The 17,192-nt window shown below is 73.9% G+C and carries 13 protein-coding genes; 11 read left to right on the top strand and 2 right to left on the bottom strand.

The window, feature by feature from the left end:
- Positions 1 to 70 precede the first annotated feature (70 nt).
- The 7 genes from ftsY (at position 71) to AB0J66_RS14485 (ending at position 9,770) form a co-directional block, all read left to right on the top strand.
- Positions 71 to 1,246 carry a signal recognition particle-docking protein FtsY gene (gene ftsY / locus AB0J66_RS14515; RefSeq protein ID WP_364659859.1) on the top strand — a complete coding sequence of 392 codons (1,176 nt, stop codon included), beginning with the start codon at positions 71 to 73 and terminating at the stop codon, positions 1,244 to 1,246.
- Positions 1,247 to 1,280: 34 nt separating this feature from the next.
- Entirely contained in the window at positions 1,281 to 2,078 is a 798-nt protein-coding gene (locus AB0J66_RS14510) for an aminoglycoside phosphotransferase family protein (RefSeq protein WP_097318764.1), read from the top strand.
- A 190-nt stretch (positions 2,079 to 2,268) separates the two neighbouring features.
- On the top strand, positions 2,269 to 3,639 hold the full coding sequence (locus AB0J66_RS14505; protein WP_364659857.1) for an ammonium transporter: 1,371 nt from the start codon (positions 2,269 to 2,271) through the stop codon (positions 3,637 to 3,639).
- A 35-nt stretch (positions 3,640 to 3,674) separates the two neighbouring features.
- A complete protein-coding gene (locus tag AB0J66_RS14500) occupies positions 3,675 to 4,013 on the top strand; it encodes a P-II family nitrogen regulator (RefSeq protein ID WP_097318397.1) in 339 nt (112 codons plus the stop codon).
- Between the two features lie 13 nt (positions 4,014 to 4,026).
- Positions 4,027 to 6,291, top strand: a complete 2,265-nt coding sequence (locus AB0J66_RS14495; RefSeq protein WP_364659855.1) for a [protein-PII] uridylyltransferase — start codon at positions 4,027 to 4,029, stop codon at positions 6,289 to 6,291.
- 41 nt (positions 6,292 to 6,332) lie between these two features.
- On the top strand, positions 6,333 to 8,747 hold the full coding sequence (locus AB0J66_RS14490) for a glycosyltransferase (protein WP_364659853.1): 2,415 nt from the start codon (positions 6,333 to 6,335) through the stop codon (positions 8,745 to 8,747).
- A 30-nt stretch (positions 8,748 to 8,777) separates the two neighbouring features.
- Entirely contained in the window at positions 8,778 to 9,770 is a 993-nt protein-coding gene (locus AB0J66_RS14485; protein ID WP_364659851.1) for a class I SAM-dependent methyltransferase, read from the top strand.
- A 156-nt stretch (positions 9,771 to 9,926) separates the two neighbouring features.
- On the opposite strand, the gene AB0J66_RS14480 is transcribed toward AB0J66_RS14485, so the two are convergent.
- A complete protein-coding gene (locus AB0J66_RS14480) occupies positions 9,927 to 12,020 on the bottom strand; it encodes a glycosyltransferase (protein ID WP_364659849.1) in 2,094 nt (697 codons plus the stop codon).
- A gap of 81 nt (positions 12,021 to 12,101) precedes the next feature.
- On the opposite strand from AB0J66_RS14480, the gene AB0J66_RS14475 reads away from it, so the two are divergent.
- From AB0J66_RS14475 to AB0J66_RS14460, 4 genes are read left to right on the top strand one after another with little or no spacing between them, the layout of a single operon-like run.
- A complete protein-coding gene (locus AB0J66_RS14475; protein ID WP_364659847.1) occupies positions 12,102 to 14,078 on the top strand; it encodes a glycosyltransferase in 1,977 nt (658 codons plus the stop codon).
- 1 nt (position 14,079) lies between these two features.
- Positions 14,080 to 14,670 carry a hypothetical protein gene (locus AB0J66_RS14470; protein ID WP_364660255.1) on the top strand — a complete coding sequence of 197 codons (591 nt, stop codon included), beginning with the start codon at positions 14,080 to 14,082 and terminating at the stop codon, positions 14,668 to 14,670.
- Between the two features lie 31 nt (positions 14,671 to 14,701).
- Positions 14,702 to 16,264, top strand: coding sequence for a hypothetical protein (locus tag AB0J66_RS14465; protein WP_364659845.1), 1,563 nt, complete (start codon positions 14,702 to 14,704; stop codon positions 16,262 to 16,264).
- Positions 16,265 to 16,302: 38 nt separating this feature from the next.
- Positions 16,303 to 16,710 (top strand): hypothetical protein, encoded by a 408-nt coding sequence (locus AB0J66_RS14460; RefSeq protein WP_364659843.1) that lies wholly within the window; start codon positions 16,303 to 16,305, stop codon positions 16,708 to 16,710.
- On the opposite strand, the gene AB0J66_RS14455 is transcribed toward AB0J66_RS14460, so the two are convergent.
- The gene (locus AB0J66_RS14455) at positions 16,704 to 17,189 is read right to left on the bottom strand and encodes a CAP domain-containing protein (protein WP_364659841.1); all 486 of its coding nucleotides are present in this window, start codon (positions 17,187 to 17,189) and stop codon (positions 16,704 to 16,706) included. The two genes, AB0J66_RS14460 and AB0J66_RS14455, sit on opposite strands and share 7 nt — an antisense overlap.
- Positions 17,190 to 17,192 lie beyond the last annotated feature (3 nt).

Here is a 17,192-nt window from a genome sequence, read left to right as displayed (position 1 = left end):
CACAGGGGCCACGACCCGCCACTGCCCGGCCGACGCCACGGCCGGGCGGCGCATCTGTCAGGATTTCGGCATGGAATACGTGGTCACCGCAGTAATCCTGCTCGTCGTCCTGGTCGTCGGTGCGGTCGGCCTGGTGGTGCCGCGCATGCGCCGCCGGGAGCTGCCCCCGCAGGGCGGGTCCACCACGACACTCGAGAAGCCCACCGTCGACGAGGCCGCGCCCCCGGTGGTGGTGCCGCCGGTCCGCGACGAGGAGCTCCCGCCGCTCATCGTGGTGGAGGAGCCCGCGACCAGAGAGCCGGAGATCGAGCAGCCGGAGCCGACGGCCGGGCGCCTGGTCCGGCTGCGGGCCCGTCTCTCCCGCTCGCAGAACATGTTCGGCCGGGGCCTGCTCAGCGTGCTCTCCCGCGACCACCTGGACGAGGACGCCTGGGAGGAGATCGAGGACACCCTGATCACGGCCGACGTCGGCGTCGAGGCGACCCAGGTGATCGTCGAGCGGCTGCGCGAGCGGGTCCGCGTGCTCGGCACCCGGACGGCGGCCGAGGTGCGCCGGCAGCTGGCCGAGGAGCTGACCACGGCCCTCGAGCCGGAGATGGACCGCACCCTGAGGACGGCCCCGCACGACGGCCGCCCCGGGATCATGATGGTGGTCGGTGTGAACGGCGCCGGCAAGACCACGACCTGCGGGAAGATCGGCCGGGTGCTGATCGCCGACGGTCGTTCGGTGCTGTTCGGCGCGGCCGACACGTTCCGCGCGGCCGCCGCCGAGCAGCTGGCCACGTGGGGCGAGCGGGTGGGCGCCGAGACCGTGCGCGGCCCGGAGGGGGCCGACCCCGCCAGCGTGGCGTTCGACGCGGTCAAGCGGGGCATCGAGGTCGGCGTGGACACGGTGGTGATCGACACCGCGGGCCGCTTGCAGAACAAGGTCGGCCTGATGGACGAGCTCGGCAAGGTCAAGCGGGTCGTCGAGAAGCACGGCCCGGTCGACGAGACGCTGCTGATCCTGGACGCGACCACCGGGCAGAACGGGCTGGAGCAGGCCCGCGTCTTCACCGAAGTGGTGGACGTTACTGGTGTGGTGCTCACCAAGCTCGACGGCACCGCGAAGGGCGGAATCGTCATCGCCGTGCAGCGCAAGCTGGGCATTCCGGTCAAGCTGGTGGGTCTGGGCGAGGGTCCGGACGATCTTGCCCCGTTCGAGCCGGCCGCGTTCGTCGAGGCGCTGCTTGGCGGCTCCGCGTAGTCTCGATGGGAAAGCTAGTTGGGGGAGGGTGTTGGTGACGCAGGAGCCGGTGCGGGAGATCCCCCTGCACGGCGGCAACGTCAGCACTGTCTCCCGGGTCGGGGACACCGTGCGGCGCAACGCCGGGCCGTGGACCCCGGCCGTGCATGGTCTCCTCAACCACCTCGAGCGGGTCGGCTTCACCGGCTCGCCGCACGCCCTGGGCATGGACGAGAAGGGCCGCGAGGTCCTCTCGTACCTCGACGGCGAGTGTGGCGAGTACCCCCTGGCCCCGCACTGGGTCACCGAGGAGGCCCTGGTCACGGTGGCGACCATGCTGCGCATGTTCCACGACGCGCAGTACGGGTTCGTGCCGCCCCCCAACGCGGTCTGGCGCTCGTTCGGGCCGCCCCCGCCGGACACCGAGGTGATCTGTCACCACGACGCGGCGCCGCACAACGTGGTCTGGCGGCCGGACGGCACCCTCGCGCTGATCGACTTCGACCTGGCCTCGCCGGGGGCGCGGATCTACGACGTGGCCTACGCCGCCTGGACCTGGGTGCCCCTGTTCAGCGACCGCGACTCGTACACCCTGGGGTGGAAGAGGCCGAACCGGCCGCGCCGGCTGCGGTTGTTCGCGGACGCGTACGGGCTGATCCCGCGCGACCGGCACCGGCTGGTCCGGACCATAAGGAAGCGGATCGTCGACCACGTCGAGGGCATCCGCCGGATGGCCGCGGCCGGTGACCCGGCTTTCGTCCGCATCGTGCACAAGGGCCACCTGCGCCGTCCGATGCGTGACCTGCGCCTCCTGGACTACGAGCGGCACACGCTCGAATACGCCCTCCGCTGATTCGGGCATTTTTGCCCTTACGGGCTGTGAGGCTTTCTTCACACGTACGAAACAACCCGTCACGCGCCGGAAATCGCGCGTAGACCGTGCGTGAAACAGCGGACCGGAAGGCTCCCGTCATCAACCGGCCGAGGGGCGACGCTGCTCTGAGGGTCGTGTGGGAGGACACCTTCATCCGAGAGGAGGCAGCGTGGAGATCGATACCGGCAATACCGCCTGGTTGCTCCTGTCGTCTGCGCTCGTTTTGCTCATGACCCCCGGCCTGGCGCTGTTCTACGGTGGCCTCAACCGGTCCAAGGGCGCTTTGAACATGATGATGATGAGCTTCTCGAGCATCGGGCTGGTCTCCGTGCTCTGGGTGCTCTACGGATTCACGCTGGCGTTCGGCTCGAACGACAGCGACGGCCTCAACAAGTTCCTGGGCAGCTTCACCCAGTACTGGGGCACCGGCACGAGCTGGGCCGGTGACATCTGGGGCGAGACCGGGATCCCGACGTACGTCTTCATGGCGTTCCAGATGATGTTCGCCATCATCACCGTCGCGCTGATCAGCGGCGCGCTCTCCGACCGCTTCAAGTTCGGCGGCTGGGTCCTGTTCGCGTTCGGCTGGTTCACCCTGGTCTACGTCCCGGTCGCGCACTGGGTGTGGGGTGGCGGCTGGATCGGCGCGCAGCTGCACGCTCTCGACTTCGCCGGTGGTACGGCGGTGCACATCAACGCCGGTGCGGCGGCCCTCGCGGTCGCGATCGTGCTCGGCAAGCGGATCGGCTGGCCGCGGGAGAACATGCGCCCGCACAACGTGCCGTTCGTCGCCCTCGGCGCCGGCCTGCTCTGGTTCGGCTGGTTCGGCTTCAACGCCGGCTCCGAGCTGACCGTCGACAGCACCACCGGTGTCGCCTTCGTCAACACGCAGGTCGCCACGGCCGCCGCGCTGCTCGGCTGGATCATCGTGGAGTGGCTCCGCGACGGCAAGCCGACCCTGGTCGGCGCGTCCTCCGGCGCGGTCGCCGGCCTGGTCGCCATCACCCCGGCCTGTGGCTTCGTGGCCCCGCTGCCGGCCGCCCTGATCGGCATCATCGCCGGCGCCGTCTGCGCCCTGGCCGTGGGCCTGAAGTACAAGCTGGGCTACGACGACTCGCTCGACGTCGTCGGCGTCCACTTCGTCGGCGGCTGGATCGGCTCGCTGTCGATCGGCTTCTTCGCCACCACCCAGGTCAACGGCGCCATCACCGACGTGCTCGGCGGCAGCGAGGGCCTGTTCTACGGCGGCGGCCTGACCCAGCTGGGCCGGCAGTTCGTCGGTAGCGCGGCGGTCACGGTCTACTCGTTCGTCATCGCCCTGGTCCTCGCTCTGATCCTCAAGGCCGTCAAGCTCGGCCGGGTCACCGAGGAGGCCGAGGTCGGCGGCATCGACATCGCGGACCACGGCGAGACGGGTTACGACCTCACGCCCGCCTCGGGCTCCGGCAGCGGCGGCGCGTTCGCCATGGCCGGCCTCAAGCCGGGTCAGGGCATCGACGCGGACGGCAAGGCTGACGTCAGCCAGAAGGTCGCCGGTTAAATACCACCATGACTGCTCCGAGAGAGGGACTGAGCATGAAGCTGGTGACCGCGGTCATCAAGCCGTACCAGCTCGACGCGGTGAAGGAGGCCCTGCACGCTCTGGGGGTGACCGGACTGACGGTGAGCGAGGTACAGGGCTACGGCCGGCAGAAGGGCCACACCGAGGTGTACCGGGGCGCCGAGTACACGGTCGAGTTCCTGCCGAAGATCAAGGTCGAGGTGGTGACCGATGAGATCGACGTCGACAAGATCGTCGACGCCATCGTCACCGCGGCCAAGACCGGCAAGATCGGCGACGGCAAGGTCTGGGTGACCTCGGTCGACGAGGTGATCCGGGTCCGCACCGGCGAGCGCGGCCTCGACGCGCTCTGAGACCGACCGACACATGACACGCATGACCAGCGAGCCGCCGGCGCCGCCCTCGGTGCCCGCCGGCGGCTCGCCGGCCAAGCTGCGCGAACACATCGGCGCCGCCGCCCGCGACGAACGGGCCGCGGCGCTCGACGCCTGGCTCAAGGGCATGTTCCCGGCCCACCTGCCCGGCGTCAGCCTGGTCGCCGTGGGCGGGCTGGGCCGGCGCGACTGCGCGCCCTACAGCGATCTTGACCTCGTGCTCCTGCACAACGGGGCGGCCGGCATCGACCGGATCGCCGCCTCCCTCTGGTACCCGATCTGGGACGCCCGGCTCGGCCTCGACCACTCCGTGCGCACCCTGCCGGAGGCGCTGTCGGTCGCGCACGACGACGTCAAGGTCTCCCTGGGCCTGCTCGACGCCCGGCACGTGGCCGGCGACGCGGGCCTGAGCGCCGAGCTGGTCGCGGCCGCCTCGGATCAATGGCGGCGCACCGCGGTCCGGTTGCTGCCGCAGCTCAAGGAACTGACCACCGCCCGCTGGGCCAGCCACGGCGAGCTCGCGTTCCTGCTCGAGGGCGACCTCAAGGAGGCGGCCGGCGGGCTGCGGGACGTGACGATCCTGCGGGCCATCGGCCGGGCCGGGGTGGCCGACACGATGCGCCCGGCCGTCCGCGCCGCCAACCTGCGGGTGCTCGACACCCGCGACGCGCTGCACCTGGCCGTGGGCCGCCGGGTCGACCGGCTGGTCGCCCAGGAGCGGGCCGCGGTGGCCGAGCTGCTCGACCTGGACGACGGCGACGCGCTGCTGCGCCGGGTCGCGGGCGACGCCCGGACCATCGCCCACGCCCTCGACGACGCCTGGCGCGCGGCCGACCGCCTGCGCGGCCGCCGCCGGGGCCTGCCCGCCGGGTCGCCGGCCCGCCGCCCGGTCGCCCGCGACGTGGTCGAGCAGGACGGCGAGCTGGTGCTGGCCCGCACCGCCATCGGGCCGGTGCCCGACCCCAGCCTCTCCCTGCGCCTGGCCGCCGCGGCCGCCACCGTGCAGCTGCCGATCGCCCGGGCCACCAGCGAATGGCTGGCCTCGTTCTGCCCGCCGCTGCCCAACCCGTGGCCGCCGCCGGCCCGGGCCGCCCTGGTCTCGCTGCTCGGCTCCGGGCCGGGCCTGCTGCCGACCTGGGAGACCTGTGACCGGTACGGGCTGACCGACGCCTGGCTGCCCGAATGGGCCCGGCTGCGCAGCCTGCCGCAGCACCACCCGATCCACCGCTACACGCTCGACCGGCACCTCGTGCAGGCGGCGTACGAGGCGACCGCCTACGCCCGCGAGGTCGAGCGCCCCGACCTGCTGCTGATCGGCGCGTTCCTGCACGACGTGGGCAAGGGCCGGCCGGGCGACCACAGCGTGGTCGGCGCCCCGATCGCGGCCGAGATCGCCACCCGCATCGGCCTGCCCCCGGCCGACGTGGCCACCATCGAGAAGCTGGTCCGGCTGCACCTGCTGCTGCCCGACGTGGCCACCCGCCGCGACCTGAGCGACCCCAAGACGATCTCGTCGGTGGCCGAGGCGGTCGGTGACGCCGGCACGCTCGATCTGCTGCACGCGCTAGCCCGGGCCGACTCGCGGGCCACCGGCCCGGCTGCCTGGTCCGACTGGAAGGGCCGGCTGATGGCCGAGCTGGTGAGCCGGGTACGGACCCGGCTCGACACCGGCGAACTGCCCGAGCCGCCCGCCCCGGACCCCGAGCTGCTGGAGGGCGGCCTGCCGGCCGTGCATCTGGACGGCGACCGGATCGCGGTGGCCGCGGCCGACCGCCGGGGCCTGCTCGGGCAGGTCGCGGCCTGCCTGGCCATGCACCGCCTGGACGTGGTGGCCGCGAACACGGTCACGGTCGACCAGCGGGCGATCGTCGAGTTCCTCACCCAGCCCCGCTACGGCACGCCGTACGACCCGGTGGCCCTCGCGGCCGACCTGCGCCGGGTGGCCGCCGGGGACGTCTCGGTGACCCAGCGGGTGCGGGCCCGGGCGATGAGCGCGCGCGGTGGCACGGCCTCGCCGCGGGTGGTGTGGCAGCGCGGCGCGGCCACCGACGCGGCGATCCTGGAGCTGCGGGCGGCCGACTCGGCCGGGTTGCTCTACCGGGTGGCCACGGCGCTCGACGAGGCCGGCGCGGACGTGCGGGCGGCCCGCATCTCGACCCTGGGCGGCGACGTGGTGGACGCGTTCTACCTGGTCGGCTCGTGGGCCGACGAGGCCGAGCGCGACCGGGTCGGCGCGGCGGTGCTGGCGGCGGTCTGAGCGCCCGTCACCGCAGCTGCGGTGCGAACGTTGGTCCCGGCATGTCCCATCCCTCCGGCCTGCTCGACGACCACGTGCGGGCGATCGGTCCCCGCCTGCGTCTCGCGCTGACCGCCACGGCTGTGCGCAACCGGTCCTTCGACGCGCAGGTGCTGCTGGCCCGGGCCGCGCTCGGATCGCAGGGCACCCTGGAAGAGCTCGTGGAGGCGGCCCGCCGGGGGGACCGAAGGTGGCTTCGCCGGCGCCGCCGCAAGATCGACGGGACGCTGGTCGCGTCGGTCGCCCAGAGCATGGCCCTGCAGGACGGCACCGAGGACGCGCTGGCCCTGTTCGAGCTGGCCCGGCGCGTGCTCGGCGCGCGGGCGCTGACCCCGGCCCAGCAGATCCTGCACGCCCAGCTCGCGCTCGCTCACGAGGGCCCGGCGCGGGCGCGTCACCTGCTGCGGCGGTACCGGAAGATCGGCGAGCCGGCCCGCAAGGGCCTCGTGGCCGATCTGCTGAATCCCTTTGTTTCCAACGGTCCGGTCGAGCCTTGGCGCACGGCGTTCGGCGCGTTGCTGCCGGCGCCGGCCTTCACCGTCGAGGGTGATGAAGCAAGCCCGTTCGACCGTCTGGTGTCGGCGCCGCTCGAGAAGATCGAGGGGCCGCACCGGATCTCGGTGGTGCTCACCTCGTACCGCCCCGATCGCGGCCTGATCACCGCGGTCCGCTCGATCCTCGCCCAGACCTGGGCCAACACCGAGGTGATCCTGGTCGACGACGCCTCGCCACCCGAGTTCGACTCCATTTTGGACGAGGCGGTGGCGCTCGGCGACCGGGTGCGGCTGCTGAAGATGGCGGTCAACTCCGGGACGTACGCGGCGCGCAACGCCGGCCTGGACGTCGCGGGCGGCGAGTTCGCCACCTTCCAGGACTCCGACGACTGGTCCCATCCGCGCCGTCTCGAGCTGCAGGTGCGGCCCCTGCTCGACGATCGCCGCCTGGTCGCCACCACTTCCGAGGGGCTCTCGGTGACCGATCAGCTGCTGTGCACCCGGCCCGGGGTGCGCAGCGGCCGGTTCAACCCGTCGTCGCTGCTGATCCGGCGGAGCACGGTGCTGCGGACCGTCGGCTACTTCGACCGGCTGCGCAAGGCCGCCGACTCCGAGTACATCGGCCGGATCCAGGCCGCCTTCGGCGCCGGGCGGGTCCGCCACGTCGACTCCAAGCCGCTGGCCCTGATCCGCCTGTCGGTGGGGTCGCTGTCGCGTTCGGAGATCCGGGCCCACTGGATGCACCCCGCGCGCACCGCCTACATGTCGGCCTACCAGCGCCACCACCAGCTCATCGCCACCCGCCGGGCCAGCGCCTTCCGCCCGGCCGACGGCTTGGACCGGCCGTTCCCGGCCCCCGACCACCTGCTGGGCACGGTCCGGGACCGCCGCTACGACGTGGTGCTGGCCGGTGATTGGCGCTTCCTCGACGGCGTGCAGCGCACGGCCCTGGACGAGATGCGCGCGCTGACCGCGGCCGGGATGCGGGTGGCGCTGGTGCAACTCGACTCGCTGCGCGCGGTCCATCAGCGGCGGTGGCCGGCCGGCGCCCCGATCCAGGATCTGGTCAACGACGGGGTGGTGGACTGGATCGCGCCCGAGGACAGCGTGGAGACGGCGCTGGTGATCGTCCGGCAGGCGGCGGTCCTGCAGTTCACCGCCGGTGTCGCGAGCGGGATTCGGGCCGAGCGGACGGTCGTGGTCGCGGATCGGGCGCCGGCCCGGTCCGACGGGTCGGACCGCCGTTACGACCCGGCGATGTGCACGGCGGCCGCCCTGCGCCTGTTCGGAGCGGACCCGGTCTGGGTTCCCCAGGACGACGGGGTGCGGGCGGTGATGCGTACGGCCTGGGACCTTGACCTGATGAACTTGCCTGTCGCCCTGGCCCCGGCGGGCTGGGTCGCGGACCGGACGACCGCGGCCCCCGGACCGGCGATCGTGGGCACCGACCTGTGCGACGCCGCCGGCTGGCCGCCCGACGCGGCCGATCGTCTCGCGGTCTTCCGGCGGCTGCCCACGGCCGACGTCCGGATCCGGCTGCCCGACCGGCCCGCGGGCGAGCTCGACGTGCCGCTCGCGCCGCCCTGGCTCGGTTATGCGCCGGCCGACCTGGGCCCGCGGCCGTTCCTGCACCAGCTCGACTTCTACCTGCACTTCCCGCCGATCGAGGCGGCCGAGTGGTATTCGCGCCCGGCGGTCGAGGCGGCCCAGACCGGCTGCGTCGTGGTCATGCCGGCGCGGTACGCACCCCTGTACGGCGACGCGGCCGTCTACTGCGCCCGTTCGGAGGTGGAACCGCTGATCGCGCGTTACCGGGCCGACCCCGCGCTCTTCGCCGAGCAGAGCCGCCGGGCCCGGGCCGTCGCCGTCCAGCCCGGTTACGTCGAGTGGGCCCGGTCGATGCTGCCCCTGGCGGTCGCGTAACGCGGTGTCACGCGGGCGCGTTACCTCGATGTGTGGGCGACCAAGGAGATCATCAGGCGCAAGCTCCGCCGCCGGGCCCGGCGCTACGCGAACCGGCTGGCCGGCCTCTCCCGGCGGCAGTTGGCCGGCATCGCCGTCGCCCTGGCCCTCTCGGCCGGCGCCGCCGTGACCGCCGGCCTGCTGGCGTTGCTGCCGGCCGTCGTGCTGGCCGGGGTCATCCACCTGTCCCGCCGGATCGGCCGCGCCGACCGCTCGGCCCAGGCCGCCGTCCGCGACCTGCGCACGGTCGTGGAGCAGTTGCAGCGCCGCGTCCTCGCCTCGGTGGAGAAGGAGCGCCTGGCCGCCGGCGACCGCCATCAGGAGCTGACCGAGGCCGTCACCCGCACCGAGCGGCTGACCGGGCGCGGCGCCGAGCTGCTGCTGCGCGAGCAGAGCCGGGAGATCGAGGCCCTGGTCCAGCTCTTCCAATGGGTGACGCCACGCGCCCCGATGCCGGCCGGTGCGACCCTCAACCCGACCGACCTGCTGGGCCTGGTGCACGTCACCCGCGACCGGGCCCCCGGGCTGACCGTGGCCCTGGGCAGCGGCCCCTCGACGATCTGGCTCGGCTACACGACCGAGGCCCGCGGCGGGCGCCTGGTGGTGGTCGACCACGAGCGGGGCCGGGCCGACCGGACGCGCGCCCTGCTCGCCGAGCACGCGCTGGGCACGGTCGAGGTGCGGTACGCGGCGGTGGCCGAGCTGTCGGTCGAGGCCCGCACCGTCGACTGGTACGACGTCGACGCGCTCGACGGCCTGCTCGACATCGACCTGCTGGTGGTGGACGGCTCGCTCGCCCCGATGAAGTCGGACGCGCTGAGCCCGGCCCTGCACGTGCTGGGCCGGCGGCTGGCCGCCGACGCCGCCGTCGTGGCCGACGAGTCCCCACTGCCGCGGCAGGGCGGCTTCGGTCTCACCGCCCAGCGCCCGCTACCGGGCCGCTGGGTGGCCCTGGCCCATCCACAATCGACGGTGCCTGCATAGAAACGCGACCCCGCCGCGGGGGACGGCGGGGTCGCGCTCGCGGTTGACGTTTGGGGGTTACGCCGCCCGCACGGGGCGGCGGGGGCCGCTCCGAGCTTTGCTGTTGTGCCCCCATGAATCGGCGGCGCGGGCGGCGGGTTGACGATTCGGCGGGTGCTAAAACGTTGCCAACCGGGCCACCCGGTCGGCGTACAGCTCGTGGGCGTGATGGCGGCGGACGAAGTCGGCCCCGCGCTGACCCTGTTCGCGCAGGGCCCGGCGGTTGCCGTGCAGCATGCGCACGGTGTCGAGCAGCTCCGGCGGATCGCAGTAGACCGCCGCCTCGCCGAAGGCCTCGGCGTAACGGTAGGGCAGCACGGCCACGCAGCCGGCGGCCAGGGCGGCCAGGATGTCCGGGTCGGGGTCGGCCGGCACGTCGTCCGGCGGCAGGCGCAGGTAGAAGTCGATCTGGTAGAGGAACGAGCGCGGGCTGACGTCGGCCGGTTCGTAGACGAGCCAGGTCCGCGGCGGCCCGAACCGGCCGAACGAGCGGCGGGCGGTGCCGGCCGAGTCGAGCAGCCGCACGTCGATCCGGCCCGTGTCCGGCAACTCCTCGCGCAGGCGTTGCCACTCGGCTCGTCCGCCCCGGCAGTAACGGCCGACGACCGGGCGGTCGGCCCGCGGGCCCCGGCGGTCCAGGCGCCACTGGGCGGCGTCCAGGGTGCCGGGCAGGTCGAGCGAGGCGGCGTCGGCGGTCAGGCGCCGGCGGCCGTCCGGCCCGGCCGGCGCCCACACCGGCCGGCGGCCGAAGAGCCGCTGGGCGGCCGCCGCGGCCGGCTCGGAGACGGCGGCGTCCTCCACGACGACCCGCTGGGCCCGGACGCCGCTGGGCAGATCCGGCGCATGCTCGAGCACCTGGGCCGTGCGGGCGACCACCAGCCGGGCCCGGACGTCGTCGGTGACCTCGACCTGGATGAGCTCGCCCGAGTTGACGAGCTTCTGCACGGCCGGGTCGAGGTTCTGTGGGCCCTCGCGCAGGTTCGCCAGCATGTCCAGGTGCAGCAGGGCGGCGCGCAGGCCGCGGGCGGCCAGGGCCCGCAGTTGCCCGATCCCGGCCGTGCCGGCCCCGCCCGCGGTCGTCCAGTCACCGGCCAGCACCACGTCGTACGCCTGGGCCCCGGTCTCGCCGCGCAGCCGGCGGGGCGCCGCCCAGGTGGGCTGGCCGTGGGTGTGGGCCGTCTCGTAGGCGGAGCGGTAGGAGCGGCGGGCCGGGTCGATCCAGCCGACCGGCTCGTGCTCGGCCCGGCGGATCAGGGTCAGCGCGTCCTCCAGGTGGCGGACGGCGGGGATCCGGGCCGCGTACTCCTCGTCGGCGCCGAGCCGGAGCGGGTCGAAGTAGCCGCCCGCGCCGCGCCGGATCATCAGCGACGACGGGTGCGGGCAGCGCGGATCGGTCACACCGGGCCGGGTCACCACGAGCTCGGGCGTCACCGGGATGCCGGCCGCGGTGACGGCGAGCAGCGCCTCGTCGGCCAGCAGGGCGGTCGCCTGCTTCTCCAGCCGGAGCGGGTGCGACCAGTCACCGGCGTCCTGGAACGTCACGAAGTCGCCGGTGGCGGCATCGAGGCCGGCGTTGCGGGCGACGTAGGGGCCGCCCGGCGTCACCATCCGAATCACCCGGATCCGGGGGTCGAGCGCGGCCGCCCGGCGCAGCATCGGCCCGTACGAGGCCGGGGAGCCGTCGTCGACCAGCAGGATCTCCTGGTTGGTCCAGGTCTGGCGGATCAGCGAGCGCAGGGCGGTGAGCAGGCGGCGGCCGGGCTGACGGGTGGTGACGATCGAGGTGACCCGGCGGGGGTGACCGAGGCGCTGGAAGGGGCGGGCGGTGAGCCGGTCGAACGGGTCGCCGTCGTCGCCGGTCACCGACACCGAGGGCAGCAGGTCGCCGAGGTCCCACGGGCCGGTGCCACCGGCGTACGGGTTGCCGAGGTCGAGCCCGACGGTGCGCCGCACCGGAGGCGGGATCTCGGTCGTCAGCAGCGCCCGCGCCTGCGCGTGGTCCCCTTCGGCGTACGCGAGCTGGCAGCGCAGCCCCCGGAACTCGGGCGTGAGGTCCCCGTCGAGCATGGTCAGGGCGACGGCCCGGTCGTCCGGGCGCAGGTTCTGCAGCGCGATCACCCGCGCCAGCTCCGCGGTGAGACCGGCGCGGGCGAGCGGCTCCCGCGCGGCGATCGACCGTGCCTGCAGGGCCGCGACAGCGAGTGGGTGCATGGTTTTCGCCTCCTTCTCCTCCATGAACGACTCGGGTGAATTGTCCGTATCGCCCTGTTAGCTCGCGTCGTTGAGCCAGCCGTGTACGACGTCGCGATCCTGTCCGACCTGCGGTACCCGGGCGGCAACTCGGCGAGCATCGTGGCCGAGGTCCAGGCCCAGGCCGCCGCGGGTCTGCGGACCGTCCTGATCCACGTGCCGTCGCCGCATCTGCGGCACGCCCGCCCGTTCCAGGCGCGCATCGTGGCCGCCCTGCGCGACGGCCTGGCCGACCTGGCCCACGACGACGGGTCCGAGGTCGAGGCGAAGGTGCTGCTGATCCGCCAGCCGCGCATCTTCACCGAGGATCTGGCGGCGCCGCCGGCCGTCCGGGCCGGCCACACGATCGTCGTGATCAACCAGGTGCCGGGCGACGACGAGCGGTACTACTCGGTGGCCGAGGTTCGCGAGCGCGTCGAGCGCTACTTCGGGCCCGGCGTCGTCTGGGCGCCGATCAGCCCGCAGGTGCGGACGAGCGTGCGCGGGGCCACGCTGACCGACACCGACTGGCACGAGATCATCGAGGTCGCCGACTGGAAGGTCGAGCGCCGTCGCGAGCCGGGGGCGGCGCCGGTCATCGGCCGGCACGGGCGGCCCGATCCGGTGAAGTGGCCGCGCGATCCGGGTGAGCTGCTGCAGGCTTACCCGGACGCGGCCGACGTGCGGGTCCGGCTGCTGGGCGGGGGCGAGATCGCGGTCGAGCGTCTCGGCCGCCGTCCGGGCAACTGGGACGTGCTCGACTTCGGCGCCGAGGCCCCGCAGGACTTCCTGGCCTCGCTCGACTTCTTCGTCTACTTCCACGATCCGGAGCTGGTCGAGGCGTTCGGCCGGACGATCCTGGAGGCCATGGCGAGCGGCGTCCCGGTCATCGTGGGCCCGCATTTCCGGTCGGTCTTCGGGGAGGCCGCGCTCTACTGCGACCCCTCGGGCGTCCGTGATCTGGTCCGCCGCCTGCACGCCGACCGCCCGGCCTACGACGCCGTGGTGCGGCGGGCCCGCTCGTTCGTCACCGAGCACTTCGGCCGCGCCTCGCACATCGCCCGGCTCGCCTCGCTGGGCGTGATGCCCGGCCCGCGCCCGGCGAAGGCGGCCACCGTGACGGCCCGGCCGGTCCGGCGGGTGCTGTTCGTGGCCGACGGCATCGCGCGGTTCCGGGCCATCGCCCGGCGCCTGCCGGCCGGTCTGGAGGCGGTCGTGGTGGCCGGCTCGGCCCGCCTGCCCGAGGCCCACGCGGCCGGCCTGCTCACCGAGTACCTGCCCGCCGCGGCCGAGCTGGGCGTCTCCGAGGAACGCTGGACCGGGTTCGTCCGGGACCGCCTGCGTCACCTGATCGAGTGGTACGGGCCGCGGGCGGTGCTGGTCGGGGGAGTGCCGCACGACGGCATCGCCGCCGCCGTCGCCGACAACACCGGGCCGAGCTGGCTGTGGCTGCGCCCGGCCATGTGGAAACGGGGCACCGGCGGCGAATGGGCGGCCCGGGGCGCGCTGTTCGCCGGCATCCTCGAGCCGGGCGAGTTCGCCGCGGCCGGCGACGAGGGGTGGACCACCACGGCCCGGTCCGGAGTGACCACAGTGGATCCCATTACCGAGCTGCCCGACCGGCGACCACGCCGCACCCGGGAGAACACCCTGCTCTGCCGCGGCGTCGAGGCGAGCCTGCCCGGATTCCGCCGGGTCGAGGCCGGCCCGGCCGAGCTGGGTGAGGTGGCGCTGGCCGTCTCGCGGGCCGACTACACGAGCTTTCACGAGCTGCTGGGCGCGGCCGTGCCGACCGTCTTCGTGCCCGATCCGCGGGCCGTCGACGACGAGCTGGCCCGGGCCCGGTTCGCCGCCGCGGCCGGCGTCGCCATCTGCGCCACCAGCGACGACGAGGCCGCCGCGGCCCTGGAACGGCTGGCCGGCCGGGCGGCCCGGGAAGCACTGAGCCGCCGCTGCGCGGAGCTCTCGATCGGCAACGGCGCCGGGGAGGCCGCCGCTTGGATCGCCCGACACGCCACAGTGGAGGCTCGCGTTGGATGAGATGCTGGCCCGCTGGGAGGTGGCCACCCTGACCGGGCGGCTGCGCTGGGTCGAGGACGAGCGGGACGCCGCCCTGCGCGAGCGCGACCGCAACCGGGAGCTCGTGCTGGCGCTGCGCCGCAGCCGTTCCTACCGGCTCGGCCGGGTCCTGGTCGACCTGGCCCGCGACCCGGTGCGCTACGGGCCGGTCATCGCCCGGCGGCTGCGCCGGGGCGGCCTGGCCCCGGCGGCCGTGCCGCGGCCGGCGGCGCCACCGGTGCCGGCCCGGGTCTACGTCGCGATCGGGCTCTCCCGCCCGGCCGCGCAGGCGCTGATCCGTGCCCTGCGCCAGCGGATCCTGGTCGACGCCGATCACCTGCCGGTGGTGGTGACCGACCAGCCGGCGTTGCGCGGCCTGCAGGTGTCGGGCGTCGTCCTCGAATATCTGCCCGACCCGCAGACATGGTCGCGGCACGACCCCGGTGGCGACTGGGAGGAGCTGCTGGCCGTCCGGATCTCGCAGCTCTGCCGCGATCACCGGGCGGTCCGCGCGGTGGTGGTCGATCCCAGAGATCCACCGACGTTGGCCCGGTTGCTTTCCCCGGCGGCGTAATCTTCCGGCCGCGCCGATCGTTGGCGATGGCATGAGCGCACCAGCGATCGATGCCCCGCCCTCCCCGCGCGTGGAGATGCGCTTCGTGGTCGAGGGGCCGCCGGTCGGCGCGCTCTGGCGGCGGGCCCTGCTGCGGGCGGTGCTGGTGCCCCTGCCGGTGCTGGCCCCGCTGATCGCGCTGGCGCCGGCCCGCGACCACCGGTTCAACATCTACTGGCACGGCGGGCTGTTCCGCGACAACCCGCTGAAGATCGTGCCGCACACGGTCGACTCGCTGCCCGGCTATCTGCGGCTGGGCAACTTCCGGCTCTTCGGCCGCATGCTGGAGAAGGCGCTCGATCTGGCCGCGTACACCCTGGGCGACGTGGCCGGCCTGCCGGCCAACGTGGCCTTCCGGCTCGTCTCGTTCCTTTCGGCCCTGCTGTTGTGCCTGGTGGCGGTGGTGCTGGTGGAGTGCGTGGTCTCGCCGGGCCGGCTGTTCCGGCAGCCGCCGTCGGTCGCCGCGCCGGTCGTGCCGTTCGCGGTGGCCGCGGGCTTCGTGGCGGCGGGCGGATCGAGCCCGGTCGTGCTCTTCGGCGGTCTCTATCTGGCCTCGGCGGCGCTGGTGCTCGGTGTCGCGGCGGCGCTGTGCCGGCTGGAGAGCTTCCGGCTCTGGTGGGCTCCGCTGCTCGTGCTCGGCGGGGCCGCCCTGGCCGCGTTCAACGAGATCGCCTACCTGGCCCCGCCGCTGGCCACCGTCGCCGTCCTCGCCCGCGGTCATCTGGTGCTGGGCCACGGTCCGCGCGAGATGCTCACCTCGGCCCGGGCCAAGGCCGCCGGGTTGCTCTGGGTGGGCTTTCTTCCGGTCTTCCTGGCCGTACGGGTGGTGATCCACCGCTACTGCTCGACCGGCCGGTGTTATCGGGGATCCGACGTGCAGTTCGGGCCGGAGACCTTCGAAGCCCTGCCGGTCCGGGCGGTCGCCTGGTTCCCGCCGCTCATGTGGCAGGCAGCCGTCCGCGGTGGAAGCCCCCGCCCGTGGCTGCTCGGCCTCGTGCTCGTGGCCGCCGCGCTGGTGCTGGCCGGACTGGCGTGGCAGGCCGTGCGCGATCTGCCGCGACTGTCCGCTGTGGACCGCCGGCCGGCCGCCGCGCTCGCGGTCGTCGCGGCCGCCGCCGTGCTGCTCGCGGCCGGGATGGGGGCGCTCAACGCCGACGTCCAGAAGATGACGGTGTGGGGCCTGGGGTGGCGGGACTCGGCGGTCACCACCACCGCGGGCGCCCTGATCGTGGTGGCCGCCGTGCTCCTGGCGGCCCGCCGGCGACGGTGGGTCCTGGTGGCCGCGATCGTGCTGCTGGCCGGGGCTTCGGCCGTGTCGGCGGCGGCCAACAAGCGGCAGCGGGACACCTTCATGGCGAGCGCGCCGGCCAAGCTCTACGACCGGATCGCCGTGGAGATGGCCGATTTCGACCGCACGCCGGCCGGCGGCGAGCGGCGGTGCGCGCTGCGGCAGGAGTTCGCCGGCACCTATCCCGAGTCGTTGCGCCGCTTCGACGCCTCGCTCGACGTGGCCGCGCGGCAGCGGGCGGGGGTGCCGTTCTGCGTAACCCGGTGACCAGCACCGCGTTGACGAGGGGGACAGAAGGAGAAGCGATGCGACGGCTGCGGAATCTGACGCGGCGCCAGGCGGGACTGCTCGCCGGGGCGGCCGTGCTCTGCGCCGCCGTCGCCGCGGCCGCGCTGACCGGACAGGTCGGCGTCGCGCTCACCGTCCTCGGGCTGTTCTTCTCGGTGCTGATCGGTGGCCTGCTGCTGCTCATCCGGCGCCTGGCCACGCTGCAACGGGCGCACCGGAAAGCGCAGGCCGACATGCGGGCCGTGCTCGACCAGACCCAGCGGCGGGTGCTCGGCGCGATCGAGGAGCTGCTGCTGCACTCGGGCGACCGGCACCGCGAGCTGGCCGACCAGATGGCCGCGCAGCACCGCGAGATCCTCGCCCTGGTGAAACGCAGCGAAGGCCCCACCGGCGACGGTGAGGCCTTCGAGCGGATCGGTCAGTAACCGAAGTCCTGGGTGTAGTACGGGTTGCCGTTGGCGGCGTACGCGGTGGCCACGCCGACCGTGCTGGCCTTGCAGTTCAGGATGTTGGCGCGGTGGCCCGGGCTGGCCATCCAGCCCTTCACGACGTCGGCGCCGGTGCGGTAGCCGAACGCGATGTTCTCGCTCAGCGGGCGCGGGTAGGCGGCGGCCTTGACGCGGGTGACGAAGCTCGAGCGGCCGGCGCCGGTGTGGCTGAACGCGCCGCCACGGGCCATGTAGGCGCTGTGCCCGGCGGCCGCCTTGGTCAGGCGGGCGTCGACCGTCAGGGCCTTGCAGCCGTGGGCCGCGCGCTGGGCGTTGGTCAGCTTGACGATGTCGGCCGAGAGCTGGGTCGTGCTGACGGCGGCGGCGTTGGCGGGCGACGCAAGCAGAACGATCGCGAAGAGGGTGGCGGGGATCATGGCGATCAGGGCCAGACGCTTGGTGATCGAGGAGCGCATCGA

Source organism: Actinoplanes sp. NPDC049598 (genome assembly GCF_040675435.1).
Taxonomy (GTDB): domain Bacteria; phylum Actinomycetota; class Actinomycetes; order Mycobacteriales; family Micromonosporaceae; genus Actinoplanes.
The sequence above is the reverse complement of the archived record's forward strand: the minus strand, read 5'-3'. Positions and strand labels throughout refer to the sequence as shown.

Coding starts and splice junctions, on each gene's coding strand:
- ftsY (WP_364659859.1), top strand. CDS start 71: ATGGAATACGTGGTCACCGCAGTAATCCTGCTCGTCGTCCTGGTCGTC.
- AB0J66_RS14490 (WP_364659853.1), top strand. CDS start 6,333: ATGTCCCATCCCTCCGGCCTGCTCGACGACCACGTGCGGGCGATCGGT.
- AB0J66_RS14495 (WP_364659855.1), top strand. CDS start 4,027: ATGACACGCATGACCAGCGAGCCGCCGGCGCCGCCCTCGGTGCCCGCC.
- AB0J66_RS14465 (WP_364659845.1), top strand. CDS start 14,702: ATGAGCGCACCAGCGATCGATGCCCCGCCCTCCCCGCGCGTGGAGATG.
- AB0J66_RS14470 (WP_364660255.1), top strand. CDS start 14,080: ATGCTGGCCCGCTGGGAGGTGGCCACCCTGACCGGGCGGCTGCGCTGG.
- AB0J66_RS14480 (WP_364659849.1), bottom strand. CDS start 12,020: ATGCACCCACTCGCTGTCGCGGCCCTGCAGGCACGGTCGATCGCCGCG.
- AB0J66_RS14460 (WP_364659843.1), top strand. CDS start 16,303: ATGCGACGGCTGCGGAATCTGACGCGGCGCCAGGCGGGACTGCTCGCC.
- AB0J66_RS14455 (WP_364659841.1), bottom strand. CDS start 17,189: ATGCGCTCCTCGATCACCAAGCGTCTGGCCCTGATCGCCATGATCCCC.
- AB0J66_RS14500 (WP_097318397.1), top strand. CDS start 3,675: ATGAAGCTGGTGACCGCGGTCATCAAGCCGTACCAGCTCGACGCGGTG.